Source organism: Pseudomonas sp. FP818 (genome assembly GCF_030687335.1).
GTDB lineage: Bacteria > Pseudomonadota > Gammaproteobacteria > Pseudomonadales > Pseudomonadaceae > Aquipseudomonas > Aquipseudomonas shahriarae.
In genome coordinates, this window is the sequence record NZ_CP117427.1 from 1,365,677 (window position 1) to 1,383,082 (window position 17,406).

The window sequence follows — 17,406 nt, forward strand, 5'->3', positions numbered from 1 at the left end:
CCATGAGTGACAAGCCCGGATACCGGCGCCCGCAAGCGGGTACTCAGCCTGATTACCTGCACCCGGCGTACCAGTCGACGAACCTGCGTTCGCCGTCCAAGCCGCTGGTGTTTTTGCCCCATTCGCTGTCGGAAATCACCGGCCCGACCATCGGCGCCGAACGCATTGCCGAGCACGACAACGACCTGACCGCCCAGCACGAGGGCGAGCCCCAAGGCGAGCGCATCATCATTCACGGCCGGGTCCTGGATGAAAACGGCCTGCCTGTGCCGGGCATCCTGGTGGAGATCTGGCAGGCCAACGCCGCCGGTCGCTACAACCACAAGCGCGACCAGCACGACGCGCCCCTGGACCCGAACTTCACCGGCACCGGTCGCACCGTCACCGATACCGATGGCTGGTACCAGTTCCAGACCATCAAGCCCGGCGCCTATCCGTGGGGCAATCACCACAACGCCTGGCGCCCGGCGCATATCCACTTTTCGCTGTTCGGCCCCAGTGTGCTGACGCGCCTGGTGACCCAGATGTACTTCCCCGGCGACCCGCTGCTGGCCTATGACCCGATCTACAACTGCGTGCCGGACACCTCGGCCAAGGAACGCCTGATCGCCCGTTTCGACCTGGAAAAGACCGTGCCGCACTATGCCCTCGGCTATCGCTGGGACATCGTCCTGCGCGGCCGCGACGCCACGCCGATGGAGAAATGACATGACCCTCAACGCAACCACGTCCCACACCGTCGGGCCGTACTACCACATCGGCCTGACCTGGTTGAACTGCGAAGACCTGGCGAATGCGGGCACCCTCGGCGAGCGTGTGGCCATCACCGGGCAGGGTGGTGGATGGCAATGGCGAGGTGGTCAACGATGCCATGCTGGAAGTCTGGCAGGCCAACGCCGCCGGTAAATATGACCACCCCGAGGACGACCAGGACAAAGCCCTGGACCCCAGTTTCGCAGGCTTTGGCCGGGTGCCGGTGGATGCGCAAGGGCGTTTCCGTTTTAGCACCATCAAGCCCGGTAGCGTGCCGGGCCTGAAGGGTACGACCCAGGCGCCGCATTTGGTGGTGCTGGTGTTTGCCCGTGGTTTTTGGTGAAGCACTTGCTGACGCGGATTTATTTCGACGGCGAAGCGGCCAATGGCGATGACCCGTTGCTGGCGTGTGTGCCGGCAGAGCGGCGCGGCACGTTGGTTGCCAAGGCGGATGCGTCGGGGGTGTATCAGTGGAATGTGGTGCTTCAGGGCACCGATGAAGAGACGGTGTTTTTCGATTATTGAGTTGCCTGCCAGGGCGCTGTCGCGGGCAAGCCCGCTCTCACAGTGGAATGCGATCACCTGTGGGAGCGGGCTTGGCTGCCATTCAAAGGTCTGCTTGCGGAACGAGGTTGTTGCAAAGTGTGTCTAGACTCTAACCCGTTCCCTACGAGTGAAAACTACATGACAACGAGTACCAGTCACTACACCGGAGAAGAACGCAGCAAACGGATTTTTGCGATTGTCGGGGCCTCTTCCGGCAACCTGGTCGAATGGTTCGACTTCTACGTCTATGCCTTCTGCGCGATCTATTTCGCTCCGGCGTTTTTCCCCTCCGACGACCCCACGGTGCAGCTGCTCAACACCGCTGGCGTGTTCGCCGCAGGCTTCTTGATGCGCCCCATCGGCGGCTGGCTGTTTGGCCGGGTCGCCGACAAGCACGGGCGCAAGAATTCGATGATGATTTCGGTGCTGATGATGTGCGCCGGTTCCCTGGTCATCGCCTTTCTACCGACCTACAAAGACATCGGCGCCTGGGCTCCGGCCCTGCTGCTGATGGCGCGGCTGTTCCAGGGCCTGTCGGTGGGTGGCGAGTACGGCACCACGGCGACCTACATGAGTGAAGTCGCGCTCAAGGGCCAGCGCGGCTTCTTCGCCTCGTTCCAGTACGTGACCCTGATTGGCGGGCAACTGCTGGCGGTGTCGGTGGTGGTGATCCTGCAACAACTGCTCACCGAGGACGAGCTGCGGGCCTGGGGCTGGCGCATTCCGTTTGTGATCGGGGCCGTGGCGGCGGTGATTTCGCTGTTGCTGCGCCGCTCCCTGAAAGAAACCACCAGCAAGGAAATGCGGGAAAACAAGGACGCCGGCAGCATTGCCGCGTTGTTCCGCGATCACAAGGCCGCGTTTATCACCGTGCTCGGCTACACCGCCGGCGGCTCGCTGATCTTCTACACCTTTACCACTTACATGCAGAAATACCTGGTGAACACCGCCGGCATGCACGCCAAGACCGCCAGCTACATCATGACCGGCGCGCTGTTCCTCTATATGTGCATGCAGCCGCTGTTCGGCATGCTCTCGGACAAGATCGGCCGCCGTAACTCGATGCTCTGGTTCGGCGCGCTCGGGACCTTGTGCACAGTCCCGATCCTGCTGACCCTGAAAACCGTGACCAGTCCGTTCCTGGCCTTTGTATTGATTACCCTGGCGCTGGCGATTGTGAGTTTCTACACCTCCATCAGTGGCCTGGTAAAAGCCGAAATGTTCCCGCCACAAGTGCGCGCCCTCGGTGTGGGCCTGGCCTACGCGGTGGCCAACGCGATCTTCGGTGGTTCGGCGGAATACGTGGCCCTGGGCCTGAAATCCATTGGCCTGGAAAACACCTTCTACTGGTACGTGACCGGCATGATGGCGATTGCGTTCCTGTTCAGCCTGCGCCTGCCGAAACAGGCTGAGTACTTGCACCACGATCTGTAAGGGATGACTTATGACACTGCGCACGAGCAACCAACTGTTCGACGCTTACTTCACCGCCGACAGCATGGCCGAGGTGTTCTGTGACCAGGGACGCTTGCAGGGCATGCTGGATGTCGAAGCCGCACTGGCCCGGGCGCAGGCGCGGATCGGGTTGATTCCCCAGGCCGCCGTCGCGCCGATTGCCCAGGCATGCCTGGCCTCGTTGTACGACGTGGATGCCCTCGGCGCGGCGATTGCCACGGCGGGCAATTCGGCGATCCCGCTGGTCAAGGCCCTGGGCAAACTGATTGCCAGCGAGGACGCCGGCGCCGAGCGCTATGTGCATCTGGGCGCCACCAGCCAGGATGTGATGGACACCGGCCTGGTGCTGCAACTGCGGCGGGCGCTGGAACTGATCGACACGGACCTGGCCCGGCTGGGCGCGGTTCTCGCGGCCCAGGCGCAGCGCTATGCCGACGTGCCATTGGCCGGGCGTACCTGGTTGCAGCACGCAACGCCGGTCACCCTGGGGATGAAAATCGCCGGTTGGCTGGGGGCGGTGACGCGCAATCGCCAACGGTTGGTGGAGTTGCAGCCGCGCCTGCTGGTCCTGCAGTTCGGCGGCGCGTCCGGCACCTTGGCTGCACTGGGTGAACACGCCATGCCGGTGGCGCAAGCCCTGGCGGCGGAGTTGCAACTGACGCTGCCCGAACAACCCTGGCACACCCAGCGTGACCGTCTGGTGGAGTTCGCCAGCGTGCTGGGCCTGATCGCCGGCAGCCTGGGCAAGCTCGGGCGGGATATCAGCCTGCTGATGCAGACCGAAGCGGCGGAAGTGTTCGAGCCGTCAGCCCCAGGCAAGGGCGGCTCCTCGACCATGCCGCACAAGCGCAACCCGGTTGGCGCGGCGGTGTTGATCAGCGCTGCTACGCGAGTGCCGGGGCTGGTGGCGACGATGTTCAGCGCCATGCCCCAGGAGCACGAGCGCAGCCTGGGCCTGTGGCATGCCGAATGGGAAACCCTGCCCGAAATCTGCCGCCTGGTGTCCGGTGCCTTGCATCAGGCATTGCTGGTGAGTGAAGGCCTGGAAGTCGATGCACAACGCATGGGCCACAACCTCGACCTGACCCAGGGCCTGGTGCTGGCCGAGGCCGTCAGTAGCACATTGGCCCAGCGCCTGGGCCGTGAAACCGCCCATCACCTGCTGGAACAGTGTTGCAAACGCGCGGTCGCCGAGCAGCGCCATTTGCGCGCGGTATTGGCCGATGAGCCGCAAGTCACCGCCGAGCTGTCGGCGGTGGAATTGGATCGCCTGCTGGACCCGGCGCATTACCTGGGCCAGGCACAGACCTGGGTCAGCCGCGCCGTGGCTGAGCACTTTGCTTTTTCTGCCTGAGGAGGCTGCTGTGGGATTTGTACGACTCGCCGATGGCGAACTGAATTACCAACTGGAAGGCCCTGAAGGCGCGCCGGTACTGGTGCTGTCCAATTCACTGGGCACCGACCTGCATATGTGGGATACCCAGATGCCGGCCTTCACCGAGCATTTTCGGGTGCTGCGCCTGGACACCCGTGGCCACGGCAAATCCCTGGTTACCGAGGGCCCCTACAGCATTGAGCAACTGGGGCGTGACGTGCTGGCGTTGCTGGATGCGCTGGATATCCAGCGTGCGCATTTCTGCGGTTTGTCCATGGGCGGGTTGATTGGCCAGTGGCTGGGCATCAACGCCGGTGAGCGCTTGCTCAAGCTGGTGCTGTGCAACACGGCAGCCAAGATCGGCACTGCGGACATCTGGAACCCGCGGATCGAAATGGTCCTGCGCGAGGGCCAGGCGGCAATGGTCGGCTTGCGTGATGCGTCGGTTGCGCGTTGGTTTACTGCCGATTTTGCCCAGGCTCATCCCGCTCAGGCCAAGCGCATTACCGACATGCTCGCGGCCACATCGCCCCAAGGCTATGCCGCCAACTGTGGCGCGGTGCGCGATGCGGATCTGCGTGAGCAACTGGCGTCTATCAAGGTGCCGACGCTGGTGATTGCCGGTACTGAGGATGCCGTCACACCGCCGGCTGGCGGGCACTTTATTCAAGAGCGTGTCGCGGGCGCCGAGTATGCCGAGTTTTATGCGGCGCACTTGTCCAACGTACAGGCCGGGGCTGCGTTCAGCGAGCGGGTACTGGCGTTCTTGTTGGCGGGCTGATGGTCCAGGCGAGTAGCGCTTGTTGTGGCACAGTCATTAATGGTTGGTTTTAGGAGGTTTTGTGGACGAGAAACAACGTTACGCCGATGGGCTCAAGGTGCGGCGTGAAGTGCTGGGCGATGCCCATGTCGATCGCAGCCTCAATGCCTTGACCGAGTTCAACAGCGAGTTCCAGGAAATGATCACCCGCCATGCCTGGGGCGATATCTGGACCCGCCCGGGCTTGCCCCGGCACACCCGCAGCCTGATCACCATTGCCATGCTGATCGGTATGAACCGCAACGAAGAGCTCAAACTGCACCTGCGCGCCGCCGCCAGCAATGGCGTGACCCGTGCCGAGATCAAGGAAGTACTGATGCAGAGCGCGATCTACTGCGGGATCCCGGCGGCCAATGCGACGTTTCACCTGGCCGAGTCGGTGTGGGATGAGTTGGGGGTTGAGTCGCGGGATTGACGACGATTTACCCCCGCCTGGAGCCGCTCACCCCTCGTCAGGCGGAAAGTAAGCATCCCGCCGCGCAGTACCCGTTTCTTCACGCAGTGCGTTTTCATTAAAGGGGTTGGGGTTGGTAGTCGTCGGGGGTGTCGACGGGTCGTTGTCAAAATCAAAGGCGGGGGCATTGGTCTCTACCCCGACGGCTTGGCGCTCCGGATTCGGTTCATCTGCGGTTTTGCCGGGTAAAAAGGTGCCATTGGCGCCGTTATAGGCGTGGGCCATTTCATGGTAGAGGCTGATGACCGGAGGCTCGCGGAAGATGAGGCCGGGATTGTTGTGTATCTTTGCCCCCGTGGCGACTGAGCCTTTGGTGTTGCCGTGTATGAATCCCAATTGGGGTGATTCTGCGAGCTCGTCATATTCTTTTAATTGTTTGTCGTGTTCTCTGGTGAAGTTGTTGGTGAATGTATAATTGGGGCGGACGGTAGTTTCTCGGATTGTTACGGAGGAACCGTTGCGCTCGGCGGCCCGGTCCAGTTCACTCAGCATTTTTTGTGCCGTTGGTGAGCTTCTGAAGAATTCAAGATCATCCTGGGTTTGTTGTTTGAATTTGCTTGAGCCCTCGATCTTGAACGCTTTATGACCCGCATTGCTGATGTTGACTTTTTTATATCGGGTGCCGGGAATACTGGTGACGAGGTCATATTTCTTGGCATAGATAGTATCGTTTGCATTGTATGAGTTGACACGATCCCGACCACGCCCTGTATAGAACACGGTCTGTGCATTTCCTGTCATCAAATCATCACCGGGGCCGCCATGCATGACATTCATCGGGCTTTCGCTGACCATCGTGTCGTTGCCGTTGCCGCCATCCATATAGCTGAATGTGCCTTCGCTGCCAGTCCCGGAGGACATAGTGTCGTTGCCGTTATTCCCATACATGACGGCTATTCCTGATCCGCCTTTCATTGTGTCATTGCCGTCATTCCCTTCGGCGTAGCCGTTGCCGCTGCCCAGCGTGATGTTGTCGTTCCCCGCTCCTCCGTAGACACGGGTATCACCACTGCCAAGGGCTTCAATCCGGTCTCGACCTTTACCGCCCTCGATCGTAATGGGGATCGTCACGCGCGGATCAACCCGAATGTGATCATCGCCGCCTTTTGACTTGATGTGCAGTTCTTCAGGGTAACTTTCGTGATTGTTGATTTTTAATGTGTAATGCCTGTCGTTGACTTGCAGCTGGACTTCATTGTTCGAAGATTGATTGACTTTTATAACGTCGGGCTTTTCACCCGTTTCGATTTTGATGACGTTGCTTCTGTTTGTGCGTTCATTGTCGCTGACCGTCTCCCAAGTGGTTTTATGGGTGATTTTGATAAGGTCGTCCTTATATAAAGGAGCAGAGTTTGTATAGGTTGGATATTTTTCTACGTAGTGTTGGTCTGGTGTTAGTTTTGATTTCGGTGTGAAAGTCGCATTTGAGTTTTGTAGCAGGGGAACTTCAATGGAAATGGGGTTTGGCAGGGCGTCAGCAGCCGGTGTTGGACTGAGTACGGATGAGGAGAATACGTTTGGATACTGTGCAAGGGCTGAGATGGACATTGCATCGTCTCGCGATAGGGGGTTTGGAGATGAGTGGTTGGCCGCCTGAACAGGATTCCGCCGAACTTCAATACCGTTTTTTTCGGACCACACATGAGCGCGTAGAACTTCGCGGTCGCGCACGGTTATGTATCATTGGCCTGCTTTAAAACAAGGAGTGTCAGGTATAGCGATCGCGCAGATTAAGTCCCATTTCTTTGCGTAAAGAGTTTTCCGTGAAGGGGGCGGGATTGGTGGCGGTCGGCGGGGTGAGTGGATCATGGTCAAAGTCGAACGGCTCGGCACCCGTCGGCAGACCGACAGCCTGTCGTTCAATATTGGGTGTGTCTTCGGGAGGTTCACCCGCGACCGGCTCCTCGGTCGTTCCGGGGAGGAAGGAACCCGTGGCGCCGTTATAGGCATGCACCATTTCATGGTAGAGATTTGTTATCGGAAAACCGCCTGATACAGGGGCGTCAAACGTACTGGAAGGGGAGTAGCGCACGACGCCATCGGTGATTGGCGCGCCCTGTACCCCGTTGTGAACATAACCTTTCACGGGGGCCTCAGGATCCAACTGATCCGGCTCTTGCTGGTTGAACGCGTAATCTGTCCTGTCTCTTTTTCCGCCATCCTGAAGGGTTACCGGTACTCCATTTCTGTCAGCGGCGGCGTCCATCTCGGCAAGCATTTTCTGGCCTGCCGGCGAGCTGCGTAAAAGCTCCAGGTCATCTTCGACGCGTTGTTTGAACTCTGCTGTGCCTTGGACGTTAAACCCTCTTTTACCGGCTTCACTGGGTGTGACCGCCATCAACTTCGCGTGCGCAGAGTTCAGGAACCTGTCGCTGGGTTTTGCGTAGATAAGGTCGTCCCGATTGTTGGAGCGGATCGTGTCGTTACCTTTGCCGCTGTAAAAGGTGGTTCGATCGCGACCCAGCATCACATCGTCACCCCGGCCGCCATTCATAATCGTGTGGCCGTTGCCGGCATACATTGTGTCTGAGCCGCTGCCGCCGTCCATGTGGCTTTTTTTGCTGGCTGCCCCAGGCCCCGCATACATCCAGTCGTTGCCGTTATTGCCGTACAGGATGGCGTTACCGGAGCCGCCTATCATCATGTCGCTACCCTCATTGCCTTCGGCATAGCCTGCACCGCTGCCCAACTGGAGAAAGTCGTTGCCATTGCCTCCCAGCAGGCGGCTTGGACCACCTCCCGCCCTTACGTGATCATTGCCATCCCCTGCTTCAATCGTTACGTAAAGCATGACATCGGCATCGACCTTTATCTTGTCGTCACCGCCGTTACTTTTAATCACGAGTTTTGTGGGGACTTCATCTTTCGCGTCTCTTGCGTCAAAGATGTATGACTTGCCATTGACCTCTACATTGAGTCGTCCGTCGGTACGGTTACTGACATGAACAGTGTCTGAGGTATTACCTGTTTCAAGCGTCAGCTTATCGTCCAGCAGGGTGGGTTTATCCAGGTCATATTGCCGGGTGCGGATTGAATGCCGGGCAATCAGATTACCGTCATCGACCAGTATCGCTTCCTGTTCTTGCGATGGGCGAACGCGTCTCGCAGGCGGAGCAGGGCTTTCTCCAGTGTCCTGCGCCAAGGAGGGCGCTTGACGGCGCTCCCTGTTGGCGGGGGCGGGTGCCGAGTGTGTGGAAGGCTCAAGGGAAGGGAGGGACAGACTGTGGTTCAGTGGCGCAATAGTGTTCATCAGAGAACCTTTCTATTCGAGATAGGGGGCTCTCTGTAGGTTGATGATTGGAATAAAAGGGTTCCGCCATACCGGCCGATGCTTTGTGTCCTGGCGTAATGAAATTTGCTCGCGCCCGCTGCACACGTCGCTAAATCGTCTGGGGTGTCGGTTAACGAAACACGGCTCTGTGGTCGGGTTGGATCATTGGGGGGCGGCGTCCCACACCCAGTCCCACATCCCCGGTAAGTGCACGGCTTGGCTGGCATCCTTCACCGTGCGCGCCAGGGCCCCGCGCTCCAGTGCCGAGCGGTCGGTGTAGAACGGTTCGGCGGCGGTCTTCAGGCCATTGGCCTGGGCGCTGTCCATCAGGATCTGCAGGTACTCCTGCAGATGCCGGGCGGTGTAGCGATTGATGTCGTGAAAGGTCACCACCACCGGGATCACCCCTTCTACAGTCGGCAGTTCGCCCAGGGCAATGCGTTCGCGCACCAGCGACAGCTGCCGCAGCAGGTTGGCCCGACGCCGTGGGCTGGCATTGAAGCCCCAGATCTTGCCGTCATTGGCGCTCAGGTCGGTCAGCAGAATCTGCATGCCGTGGCGCTGGTAGGCGGCGAAGGTGCGTTTGTCGTAGTTCCAGAAGGGCGGGCGTATCAGGTTCGGCGCAGCGCCGGTGATCGAGGCGATAGTCGCGGCGCCCAGGCTCAAGGTCTGCGTCAGCTCTTCGTCGTTCAACAGCCGATGATTGCTATGCCAGCGCGTGGCGGTGTGAAACGCCAGGATATGGCCGGCGGCGTGCTCGCGCTCCATGGTCTTGCGCCCGCGCGGGCTGCCGCCAGAGCGCCAGGCCTCGGTCTGCAAAAAGAAGATCGCCTTGATCCCCGGTTGCACCGGGTTGTTGGCCAGGCTCTCGATGACCAAACGGCTAGGGTTGGCGTAGCCCGAGGCGCTGGGGCCGTCATCGAACGTCAGCAGGAAACGGATCGGGGCCTGGGCGTGCAGGCGCTGTTCGGTCTGGGGTGTCAATGCCACGGGCGCGCCGATGCAGGCGCTGAGGCTCAGTGCCAAAGCGAACACGGCGGCGGTGATGGCGAAGGATTTCATGGTATGGGCCGGGCTCTGACACAGATTGCGCCTAAGGAGAGGCCGCAACAGGCGGGCACCATACAGCAAGAATAACCGGGGTGATCATCTGGCTGACGAACTACAACGGCCGGCCATCTCTTCATTGAGGCTAAACGCTGGTGGGCCGGTGCGCTACTCGCGGCAAGTGGCCCCTTCAGCACTGACACTGAAGGGGGGGCGGCAGCGGTCGGCAGGCCGACGGCCCGAAGTTCGCCGTTGGGCGCATCTCGCGCAGGTTTGTCGCCGGCCTGCTCCAGGGGGGGGGCACCGCAGATATCCAGTGCTGGTACCCCTAGTCAGTGCGAGGCAGCCTACAGCAGGCTAAGGGGATAACTGACAATCAACCGATTCTCATCAAACTCATTGTTGCTGAAGTCGCGACGGATGCTGGAATTGCGCCAGCGCAGGGTCAGGCTTTTCAGGCTGCCGCTTTGCACGGTGTAGCCCACTTCGCTTTCCCGCCCCCATTCCTTGCCATCGCTGACGGTGGTGGTGTGCACGTTGCTGCCGCTGATGTAGCGGTTCATCAGGGTCAGGCCCGGTACGCCGAGTGCGGCGAAGTTGTAGTCGTGGCGCAGCTGCCAGGAGCGTTCTTCGGCGTTGTCATAGCTGGCATTGAAGCTGTCGTTGGCCAGGGTGCCGCCGCTGGTGCCATTGACCCGCATCCACGCGCTATTGCCATTGAGTTTTTGCAGGCCGACATAGAAGGTATGGCCGCCGTACCTGGCCGAGAACAGGCCGGACCAGGTCCGGTTGTCCAGGTTGCCGGCACGGGCGCTGCCGTCATCCTGGCCATAGAAGAAGCCGAGGTTGGCGCCCAGGGTCCAGTCGCCCACAGGCTGGCTGTGGGTCAGGTTGAGGTATTGCTGGCGGTAGATGTCCTTGAGCTGGGCATTCCACACGCCGACCTGGGTGCGCTTGTCGTTGAACGCATATTCGGCGCCCTGGAAGTTGAAGCGATCGGAGGTGAACGCGGTTTTACCGAACATCGACATGTCCGTCATGCTGCTGTCGTCCCGTGGGCTGTTGGCGCGGAACTGGCCGCCATACAGGGTCAGGCCGGCGATCTCTTTGGACGTGATCTGCCCGCCGCGCAGGGTTTGCGGCAGGGAGCGGCCATCGTCCGAACGCAGGATCGGTAGCACTGGCATCCACTCGCCGACTTTCAATTCGGTCTGGGAAATCCGTGCCTTGAACGCCACCCCCAGGCGGCCGAAGTTGTCGGCCGGTTTGCCATCGTGATCCAGGGGCAGCAATTGGGTGCCACCGGCGCCGCCGCCGCCGTCGAGTTTTTGCGCGTACATGCCCAGCACATCCACCCCGAACCCCACGGTGCCCTGGGTGAAACCGGACTTGGCGTCGAGGATGAAACTCTGCGTCCACTCCTGCGCGCCGCCCTGGGCCTTGGTCGGGTTGGTGAAATTGCGGTTGAGGAAGAAATTGCGCAGGTTGAGGTTGGCGCTGGCATCTTCCAGAAAGCCGTGTTCCTCGGCGACAACTGGGAGGGCAAGGCTGGCGACAGCGGTAGCCAGCAATAGCCGGCGAGGGTGCAAGGTGCTCATGGCGTGGGACCTGTTGTTATTGGTGGTTTTCAGGTGCGGGCCATGGTGCGGGGCGTTGCCGGGGCGGTTCAATTGGGGGAGGGCGGGTTCTGGGCGGTGATCGAACGGAACTGTACGCCCATGAAAAAGCCCACCAAAAGGTGGGCTTCCTGTGTTGCTACGCCGATCAGAACAACTTGAGCTTCGGCGCTTCTTCTTTCACCGGCTCATTCTGCGCCGTCTGTTCGTTCCAACCGCCACCGAGGGCCTTGTACAAGGTCACTTCGCTGGTCAGTTGGGCCAGGCGGTCGGTGATCAGCGTTTGCTGGGCAGCGAACAGCTGGCGCTGGGCGTCGAGGAAGGTCAGGTTGCTATCAACCCCGATGCGGTAGCGACGCTCGGCCAGACGGTAGTAGTCCTGGTTGGCCGAGACGAAGTCACGCTGGGCCTGCAACTGTTGGTTGTAGGTCGCACGTGCCGCCAGGCCGTCGGAGACTTCCTGGAACGCGGTCTGAATCGACTTCTCGTAGGTCGCGACGTTGATCTCTTTCTGGATCTTCGAGTAGTCCAGGCTTGCGCGCAGGCTACCGGCGTTGAAGATCGGGATGTTGATCTGCGGTGCGAACGACCAGGTACCCGAGCCGCCCTTGAACAGGCCGCCGAGGTCCGGGCTCAAGGTCCCGGCATTGGCCGTCAGGCTGATGCTCGGGAAGAACGCAGCCCGTGCCGCGCCGATATTGGCGTTGGCAGCCTTGAGGTTGTGCTCGGCCTGGAGGATGTCGGGGCGACGTTGCAGCAGGTCTGAAGGCAGGCCGGCCGGTACTTCGCTCAACAGGTCGTCGGACAGCGGCTGAGTGACGAGATTCGCCGGCAGACCGGTGCCCAGCAGCAGGGTCAGGTTGTTTTCATCCTGGGCCACCTGGCGGGTGTAGCGGGCCAGTTGCACGCGGGCGCTTTCAACCGAGGTCCGCGCCTGGCTCAAGTCCAGGGCCGAGGCCACGCCGACTTCGTTGCTGCGCGAGGTGAGCTTGAAGCTCTGCTCGTAGGCGGCCAGGGTGTCCTGGGTCAGCTTCAGCAGTTCCTTGTCGGCCTGCCAGGTCAGGTAGGCATTGGCCACGCTGGCCACCAGGCTGATCTGCGTGCTGCGGCGTGCTTCTTCAGTGGCGAAGTACTTCTGCAACGCTTCTTCGCTCAGGCTGCGCACCCGGCCGAACAGGTCCAGTTCGTAGGCGTTGATCCCGAGGGTCGCCGAGTAGGAGCTGGTGATGTTCGATTCGCCGGTTTGCGAGGCCCGTGCCGGAACGCGCTGGCGGCTGCCGCTGCCATTGGCGCCGACGGCCGGGAACAGGTCGGCACGCTGGATGCGGTACTGCGCGGCAAAGGCGTCGATGTTCAGCGCGGCGACGCGCAGGTCACGGTTGTTGACCAACGCGACCTGAATCAGTTGCTGCAGGGCAGGGTCGTGGAAAAACTGCTTCCAGCCTTGCTCGGCCGCGGCCTGGCTTGGTGCCTGGGCCGACGAGTACGCCGGCCCCTGCGGGAACTGGGCGGCCACCGGCGCTTCAGGCTGCTGATAATCAGGGATCAGCGAGCAGCCACTGAGCACAAATGCCGTGACTGCCAGGGAGAGTAGCGACTTGCGCATTAGCCAGCCTCTTTAGGAGTATTCGGTGTATCGGACTTGTCAGTTTTTTTCCGGCTGCCAATGGCGGACACGGTCACGAAGAACAGTGGCACCCAGAAGATAGCCAGAACAGTGGCGGTGATCATACCGCCAATTACGCCGGTACCGATTGCGTGTTGGCTGCCCGAACCTGCACCCGAGGAGATCGCCAGCGGCAGTACGCCGAGGATGAACGCCATGGACGTCATGATGATCGGACGCAAACGCATGCGGGACGCCTCGATGGCCGCCTCGACGATGCCCTTGCCCTGTTCATGCAGTTCCTTGGCGAACTCGACGATCAGGATGGCGTTCTTCGAGGCCAGGCCCACGGTGACCAACAACCCCACCTGGAAGAACACGTCGTTGGACAGTCCTCGCAGGCTGGTGGCCATCAGTGCGCCGATCACGCCCAGCGGTACTACCAGCACTACCGCAATCGGGATCGACCAGCTTTCGTACAACGCTGCCAGGCAAAGGAACACCACCAGCAACGACAGGGCATACAGCGCAGGTGCCTGGGAGCCGGACAAGCGTTCTTCATAGGACAGGCCGGTCCAGGCATAGCCCACACCTGCCGGCAATTGCTTGGCGATGCGTTCGACTTCCGCCATCGCATCACCGGTGCTGTAGCCAGGCGCCGGGGTACCGAGGACTTCCATCGCCGCTACACCGTTGTACCGCGACAGTTTCGGGGAACCGAAGATCCAGTTGCCAGAGGCAATTGCTGATAGTGGCACCATTTTTCCGTCGTTGGCGCGCACGAACCATTTGTTCAGGTCTTCAGGGGTCATCCGGCCAGCGGCCTCACCCTGGATGTAGACCTTCTTCACTCGACCGCGGTCGATGAAGTCATTGACGTAGCTGCCACCCAAGGCAATCGCCAGGGTCTGGTTGATGCTCGACAGACTGATGCCCTGGGCACTGGCTTTCTCGTCGTCGATGGTCAGCTCGTACTGCGGCTCATCGTTGACTCCGTTGGGACGTACGCCGGCCAGGATCTTGCTCTGCGCGGCCATGCCGAGGAACTGGTTACGTGCGTTCATCAACGCTTCGTGACCCACACCGCCCTGGTCCTGCAGGAACACGTCGAAACCGGTGGCGTTACCCAACTCCAGTACCGATGGGGGCACGATGGCAAACACCATGGCGTCCTTGAAGGTCTGGAAGAAGTAGCCCTGGGCACGCTTGGCCACTTCGAACACCGACATGGATGCGTCGCGCTGGTCCCATGGCTTGAGCATGACGAATGCCAGGCCCGAGCTTTGGCCACGACCGGCAAAGTTGAAGCCGTTTACGGTAAATACCGATTGCACGGCCTTGCCTTCACCGGGCTCGCCTTCCTTGTCGTTCAACAGGAAAGCACGCATGTCGTCGATAACGGTCTGGGTGCGTTCGGCCGAAGAACCAACCGGCGTCTGTACCTGGGCGAAGATCACGCCCTGGTCTTCCTCGGGCAGGAACGCGCTTGGGATACGGGTGAACAGCCAGATCATGCCGGCGAAGATGATCAGGTACACCAGGAACGAAGGCGCCTTGTGCTTGATCATGTTGCCCACGCCGCGCTCGTAGCTCAGTACGCCACGGTCGAAGGTACGGTTGAACCAGCCGAAGAAACCACGCTTGGGTTGGCCGTGTTTCTCGGGGTCGACCGGCTTGAGCATGGTGGCGCACAGGGCCGGGGTGAAGATCAGTGCAACCAGTACCGAAAGTGCCATCGCCGACACAATGGTGATGGAGAACTGTTTATAGATGACCCCCGTCGAGCCGCCAAAGAACGCCATCGGCAGCAGTACCGCCGAGAGTACCAGGGCAATACCTACCAGGGCGCCCTGGATCTGGTCCATGGACTTTGACCGTTGCCTCTTTAGGCGACAGATGCTCCTCGGCCATCACCCCGCTCGACGTTTTCCACTACCACGATCGCATCGTCCACCAGCAAGCCGATGGCCAGGATCATGCCGAACATGGTCAAGGTGTTGATAGTGAAGCCGAAGGCCGCGAGGATGCCGAACGTACCCAGCAATACCACCGGTACTGTCATGGTGGTGATGATGGTGGCGCGGAAGTTTTGCAGGAACAGGTACATCACCAGGAACACCAGGATGATCGCCTCGACCAGGGTATCGACTACCCCGGAAATCGACTCGGTCACCACTGGGGTGGTGTCATACGGAACCACGGCTTTCATGCCTGGCGGGAAGAACGGCTCCAGGGACGCGACCGTGGCACGGATGGCCTTGGCGGTGTCCAGGGCGTTGGCGCCCGAGGCCAGTTTGATTGCCATGCCGGAAGCCGGCTTGCCGTTGAACTGGGCACTGATGCTGTAGTTCTGGCCACCCCAACTCGACACGGGCGACATCGCCCAGGCGCACCTGGGAGCCATCGCTGTTCACGCGCAGCAGGATCTTTTCAAACTGCTCGGCGCTTTGCAGACGGGTCTTGCCGATGATGGTGGCGTTCAACTGGGTGCCGGGCAGGGCTGGCAGGCCGCCCAACTGGCCGGTGGCCACCTGGACGTTCTGCGCCGCAATGGCACTGCTGACATCCACCGGGGTCATCTGGAAGTTGTTCAACTTGGCCGGATCCAGCCAGATACGCATGGCGTACTGGGAACCGAAGACCTGGAAGTCACCCACGCCAGACGTCCGCGAAATCGGATCCTGGATGTTGGAAACGATGTAGTTTGGACAGGTCATCCTTGCTCATGGTGCCGTCTTCGGACACCAGGCCGATCACCATCAGGAAGTTCTTCACCGACTTGGTTACGCGGATCCCTTGTTGCTGCACTTCTTGCGGCAGCAATGGGGTCGCCAGGTTCAGCTTGTTCTGCACCTGAACCTGGGCGATGTCCGGGTTGGTACCCTGGTTGAACGTCGCGGTGATGGTCATGCTGCCGTCGGAGTTACTGTCCGAGGCCACATAACGCAGGTTGTCGATACCGTTGAGCTGCTGCTCGATCACCTGTACCACGGTGTCCTGCACGGTTTGTGCGGACGCGCCTGGGTAGGTCACCTGGATATCAATGGCGGTTGGCGCGATGGCCGGGTATTGGTTGATGGGCAACTTCAGGATCGACAGTGCCCCGACCAGCATGATCACCAGGGCAATTACCCAGGCGAAAATGGGACGGTCGATAAAAAATTTCGACATGTATTACTCCCCTTTGCCAGCGGCGGCGGCAGGAGCAGTACCGGCAGGCTTGGCGTTGGTGGCTTCCTTCGCGTCAACCGTGATGCCCGGCTTGATGAACTGCAAGCCTTCGGTGATCACACGGTCACCGGCATTCAGGCCCTTTTCCACCAGCCAGTAGGCGCCAGCGGTACGGTTGGCCACCAGCACGCGCTGTTCGACCTTGTTGTCGGCGGTCACGACCAGCGCAGTCGGGATGCCCCGGATGTCGCGGGTCACGCCTTGTTGTGGGGCGAGGATCGCCTTGCTGTTCACGCCTGCCTGCAATTGGGCGTGGACAAACATGCCCGGCAACAGGGTGTGATCAGGGTTGGGGAACACGGCGCGCAGGGTTACCGAACCGGTGGTCTGGTCGACCGACACTTCAGAGAATTCCAGCTTGCCCTGTTGCGCGTACTCGCTGCCGTCTTCCAGGGTCAGCTTGACCATGGCCGCGTTTTCACCGGATTTCTGCAGTTGGCCGCTTTCCAGGTCGCGACGCAGCTTCAACATCTCGGCGGAGGATTGCGTGACGTCGACATAGATCGGGTCCAGTTGCTGGATCACGGCCATGGCGTCGGCCTGGCCATTGCTGACCAGAGCGCCTTCGGTGACCGAGGAACGCCCGATACGCCCGGAGATCGGGGCGAACACCTTGGTGTAGCGCACGTTGATCTGAGCGGTCTGCAGGTTGGCTTCGGAAGTCATGCGGTTGGATACGGCGGTGTCGTATTCCTGGCGGCTGACGGCCTGCTCGTTGACCAGTTGTTTGTAGCGGTCGGCAATCGACTTGGTCTGTTGCAGGTTGGCCTGGGCGCTTTTCAGGGTCGCCTCATACACCGACGGGTCGATCTGATAGAGCTGCTGGCCTTCCTTGACGTCGCCGCCTTCCTTGAACAGACGCTTGAGAATGATGCCGTTGACCTGCGGGCGGACTTCCGCGATGCGGAATGCAGTGGTGCGGCCCGGCAATTCGGAGGTCAGGGTATAGGCTTGAGGTTGAATAGTGACCACGCCGACCTGAGGGGTTTGAGCGGGCGGAGCCGCTTCTTCCTTTTTACATCCGCTGAGCAGCGATGCCAGGGCGACGGCAGTGACCAGAGCGGTAACAGCTGGCTTAAGTTGCATGAAGATCCTCGGGTCAGGCGCGCTCGATGCGCACAAGAAGTGTGGAAGGGTAAAAAACAGGCAGTGAGTAGATAAGTAGCTTGCTAGGCAATATACTTACGTTCATGGTTGTTTGTAAACTCTTGACAGGCTTCGCGGATTCCTTG

General features: G+C 60.5%; 11 protein-coding genes and 2 pseudogenes. 6 read left to right on the forward strand and 7 right to left on the reverse strand.

Going from position 1 to position 17,406, the window contains the following annotated elements; translation table 11 throughout:
- Positions 1–2: 2 nt before the first annotated feature.
- The 6 genes and pseudogenes from pcaH (at position 3) to pcaC (ending at position 5,364) form a co-directional block, all read left to right on the forward strand.
- Entirely contained in the window at positions 3–707 is a 705-nt protein-coding gene (gene pcaH / locus PSH80_RS06085) for a protocatechuate 3,4-dioxygenase subunit beta (RefSeq protein WP_120731992.1), read from the forward strand.
- A gap of 1 nt (position 708) precedes the next feature.
- Positions 709–1,278 (forward strand): annotated as a pseudogene (gene pcaG, locus PSH80_RS06090) (protocatechuate 3,4-dioxygenase subunit alpha).
- 159 nt (positions 1,279–1,437) lie between these two features.
- Positions 1,438–2,733, forward strand: coding sequence for an MFS family transporter (locus PSH80_RS06095; RefSeq protein WP_057444387.1), 1,296 nt, complete (start codon positions 1,438–1,440; stop codon positions 2,731–2,733).
- 10 nt (positions 2,734–2,743) lie between these two features.
- On the forward strand, positions 2,744–4,108 hold the full coding sequence (locus tag PSH80_RS06100) for a 3-carboxy-cis,cis-muconate cycloisomerase (protein ID WP_057958740.1): 1,365 nt from the start codon (positions 2,744–2,746) through the stop codon (positions 4,106–4,108).
- A gap of 10 nt (positions 4,109–4,118) precedes the next feature.
- Positions 4,119–4,910, forward strand: a complete 792-nt coding sequence (pcaD, locus tag PSH80_RS06105) for a 3-oxoadipate enol-lactonase (protein ID WP_057958741.1) — start codon at positions 4,119–4,121, stop codon at positions 4,908–4,910.
- A gap of 61 nt (positions 4,911–4,971) precedes the next feature.
- Positions 4,972–5,364, forward strand: a complete 393-nt coding sequence (gene pcaC / locus PSH80_RS06110) for a 4-carboxymuconolactone decarboxylase (protein ID WP_057958742.1) — start codon at positions 4,972–4,974, stop codon at positions 5,362–5,364.
- A gap of 27 nt (positions 5,365–5,391) precedes the next feature.
- Here the strand turns inward: pcaC and PSH80_RS06115 are convergent, their stop codons facing one another.
- The 7 genes and pseudogenes from PSH80_RS06115 to PSH80_RS06145 all read right to left on the reverse strand — a co-directional run bounded on the left by PSH80_RS06115 (position 5,392) and on the right by PSH80_RS06145 (position 17,260).
- Positions 5,392–7,074 (reverse strand): M91 family zinc metallopeptidase, encoded by a 1,683-nt coding sequence (locus tag PSH80_RS06115; RefSeq protein WP_305419545.1) that lies wholly within the window; start codon positions 7,072–7,074, stop codon positions 5,392–5,394.
- Between the two features lie 37 nt (positions 7,075–7,111).
- Complete coding sequence (locus PSH80_RS06120) at positions 7,112–8,653, reverse strand: M91 family zinc metallopeptidase (RefSeq protein ID WP_305419547.1); 1,542 nt, start codon at positions 8,651–8,653, stop codon at positions 7,112–7,114.
- A gap of 183 nt (positions 8,654–8,836) precedes the next feature.
- A complete protein-coding gene (locus PSH80_RS06125) occupies positions 8,837–9,736 on the reverse strand; it encodes a polysaccharide deacetylase family protein (RefSeq protein ID WP_057958745.1) in 900 nt (299 codons plus the stop codon).
- Positions 9,737–10,068: 332 nt separating this feature from the next.
- Positions 10,069–11,319, reverse strand: a complete 1,251-nt coding sequence (locus PSH80_RS06130; protein ID WP_305419550.1) for an OprD family porin — start codon at positions 11,317–11,319, stop codon at positions 10,069–10,071.
- Positions 11,320–11,485: 166 nt separating this feature from the next.
- Positions 11,486–12,943: an AdeC/AdeK/OprM family multidrug efflux complex outer membrane factor gene (gene adeC, locus PSH80_RS06135; protein ID WP_057958747.1), complete on the reverse strand. Its 1,458-nt coding sequence runs from the start codon at positions 12,941–12,943 to the stop codon at positions 11,486–11,488.
- Positions 12,943–16,114 (reverse strand): annotated as a pseudogene (locus tag PSH80_RS06140) (efflux RND transporter permease subunit). Before PSH80_RS06140 ends, adeC begins: the two are co-directional and overlap by 1 nt.
- Before the next feature lie 3 nt (positions 16,115–16,117).
- Positions 16,118–17,260 (reverse strand): efflux RND transporter periplasmic adaptor subunit, encoded by a 1,143-nt coding sequence (locus PSH80_RS06145; protein ID WP_057439798.1) that lies wholly within the window; start codon positions 17,258–17,260, stop codon positions 16,118–16,120.
- Positions 17,261–17,406: the final 146 nt, after the last annotated feature.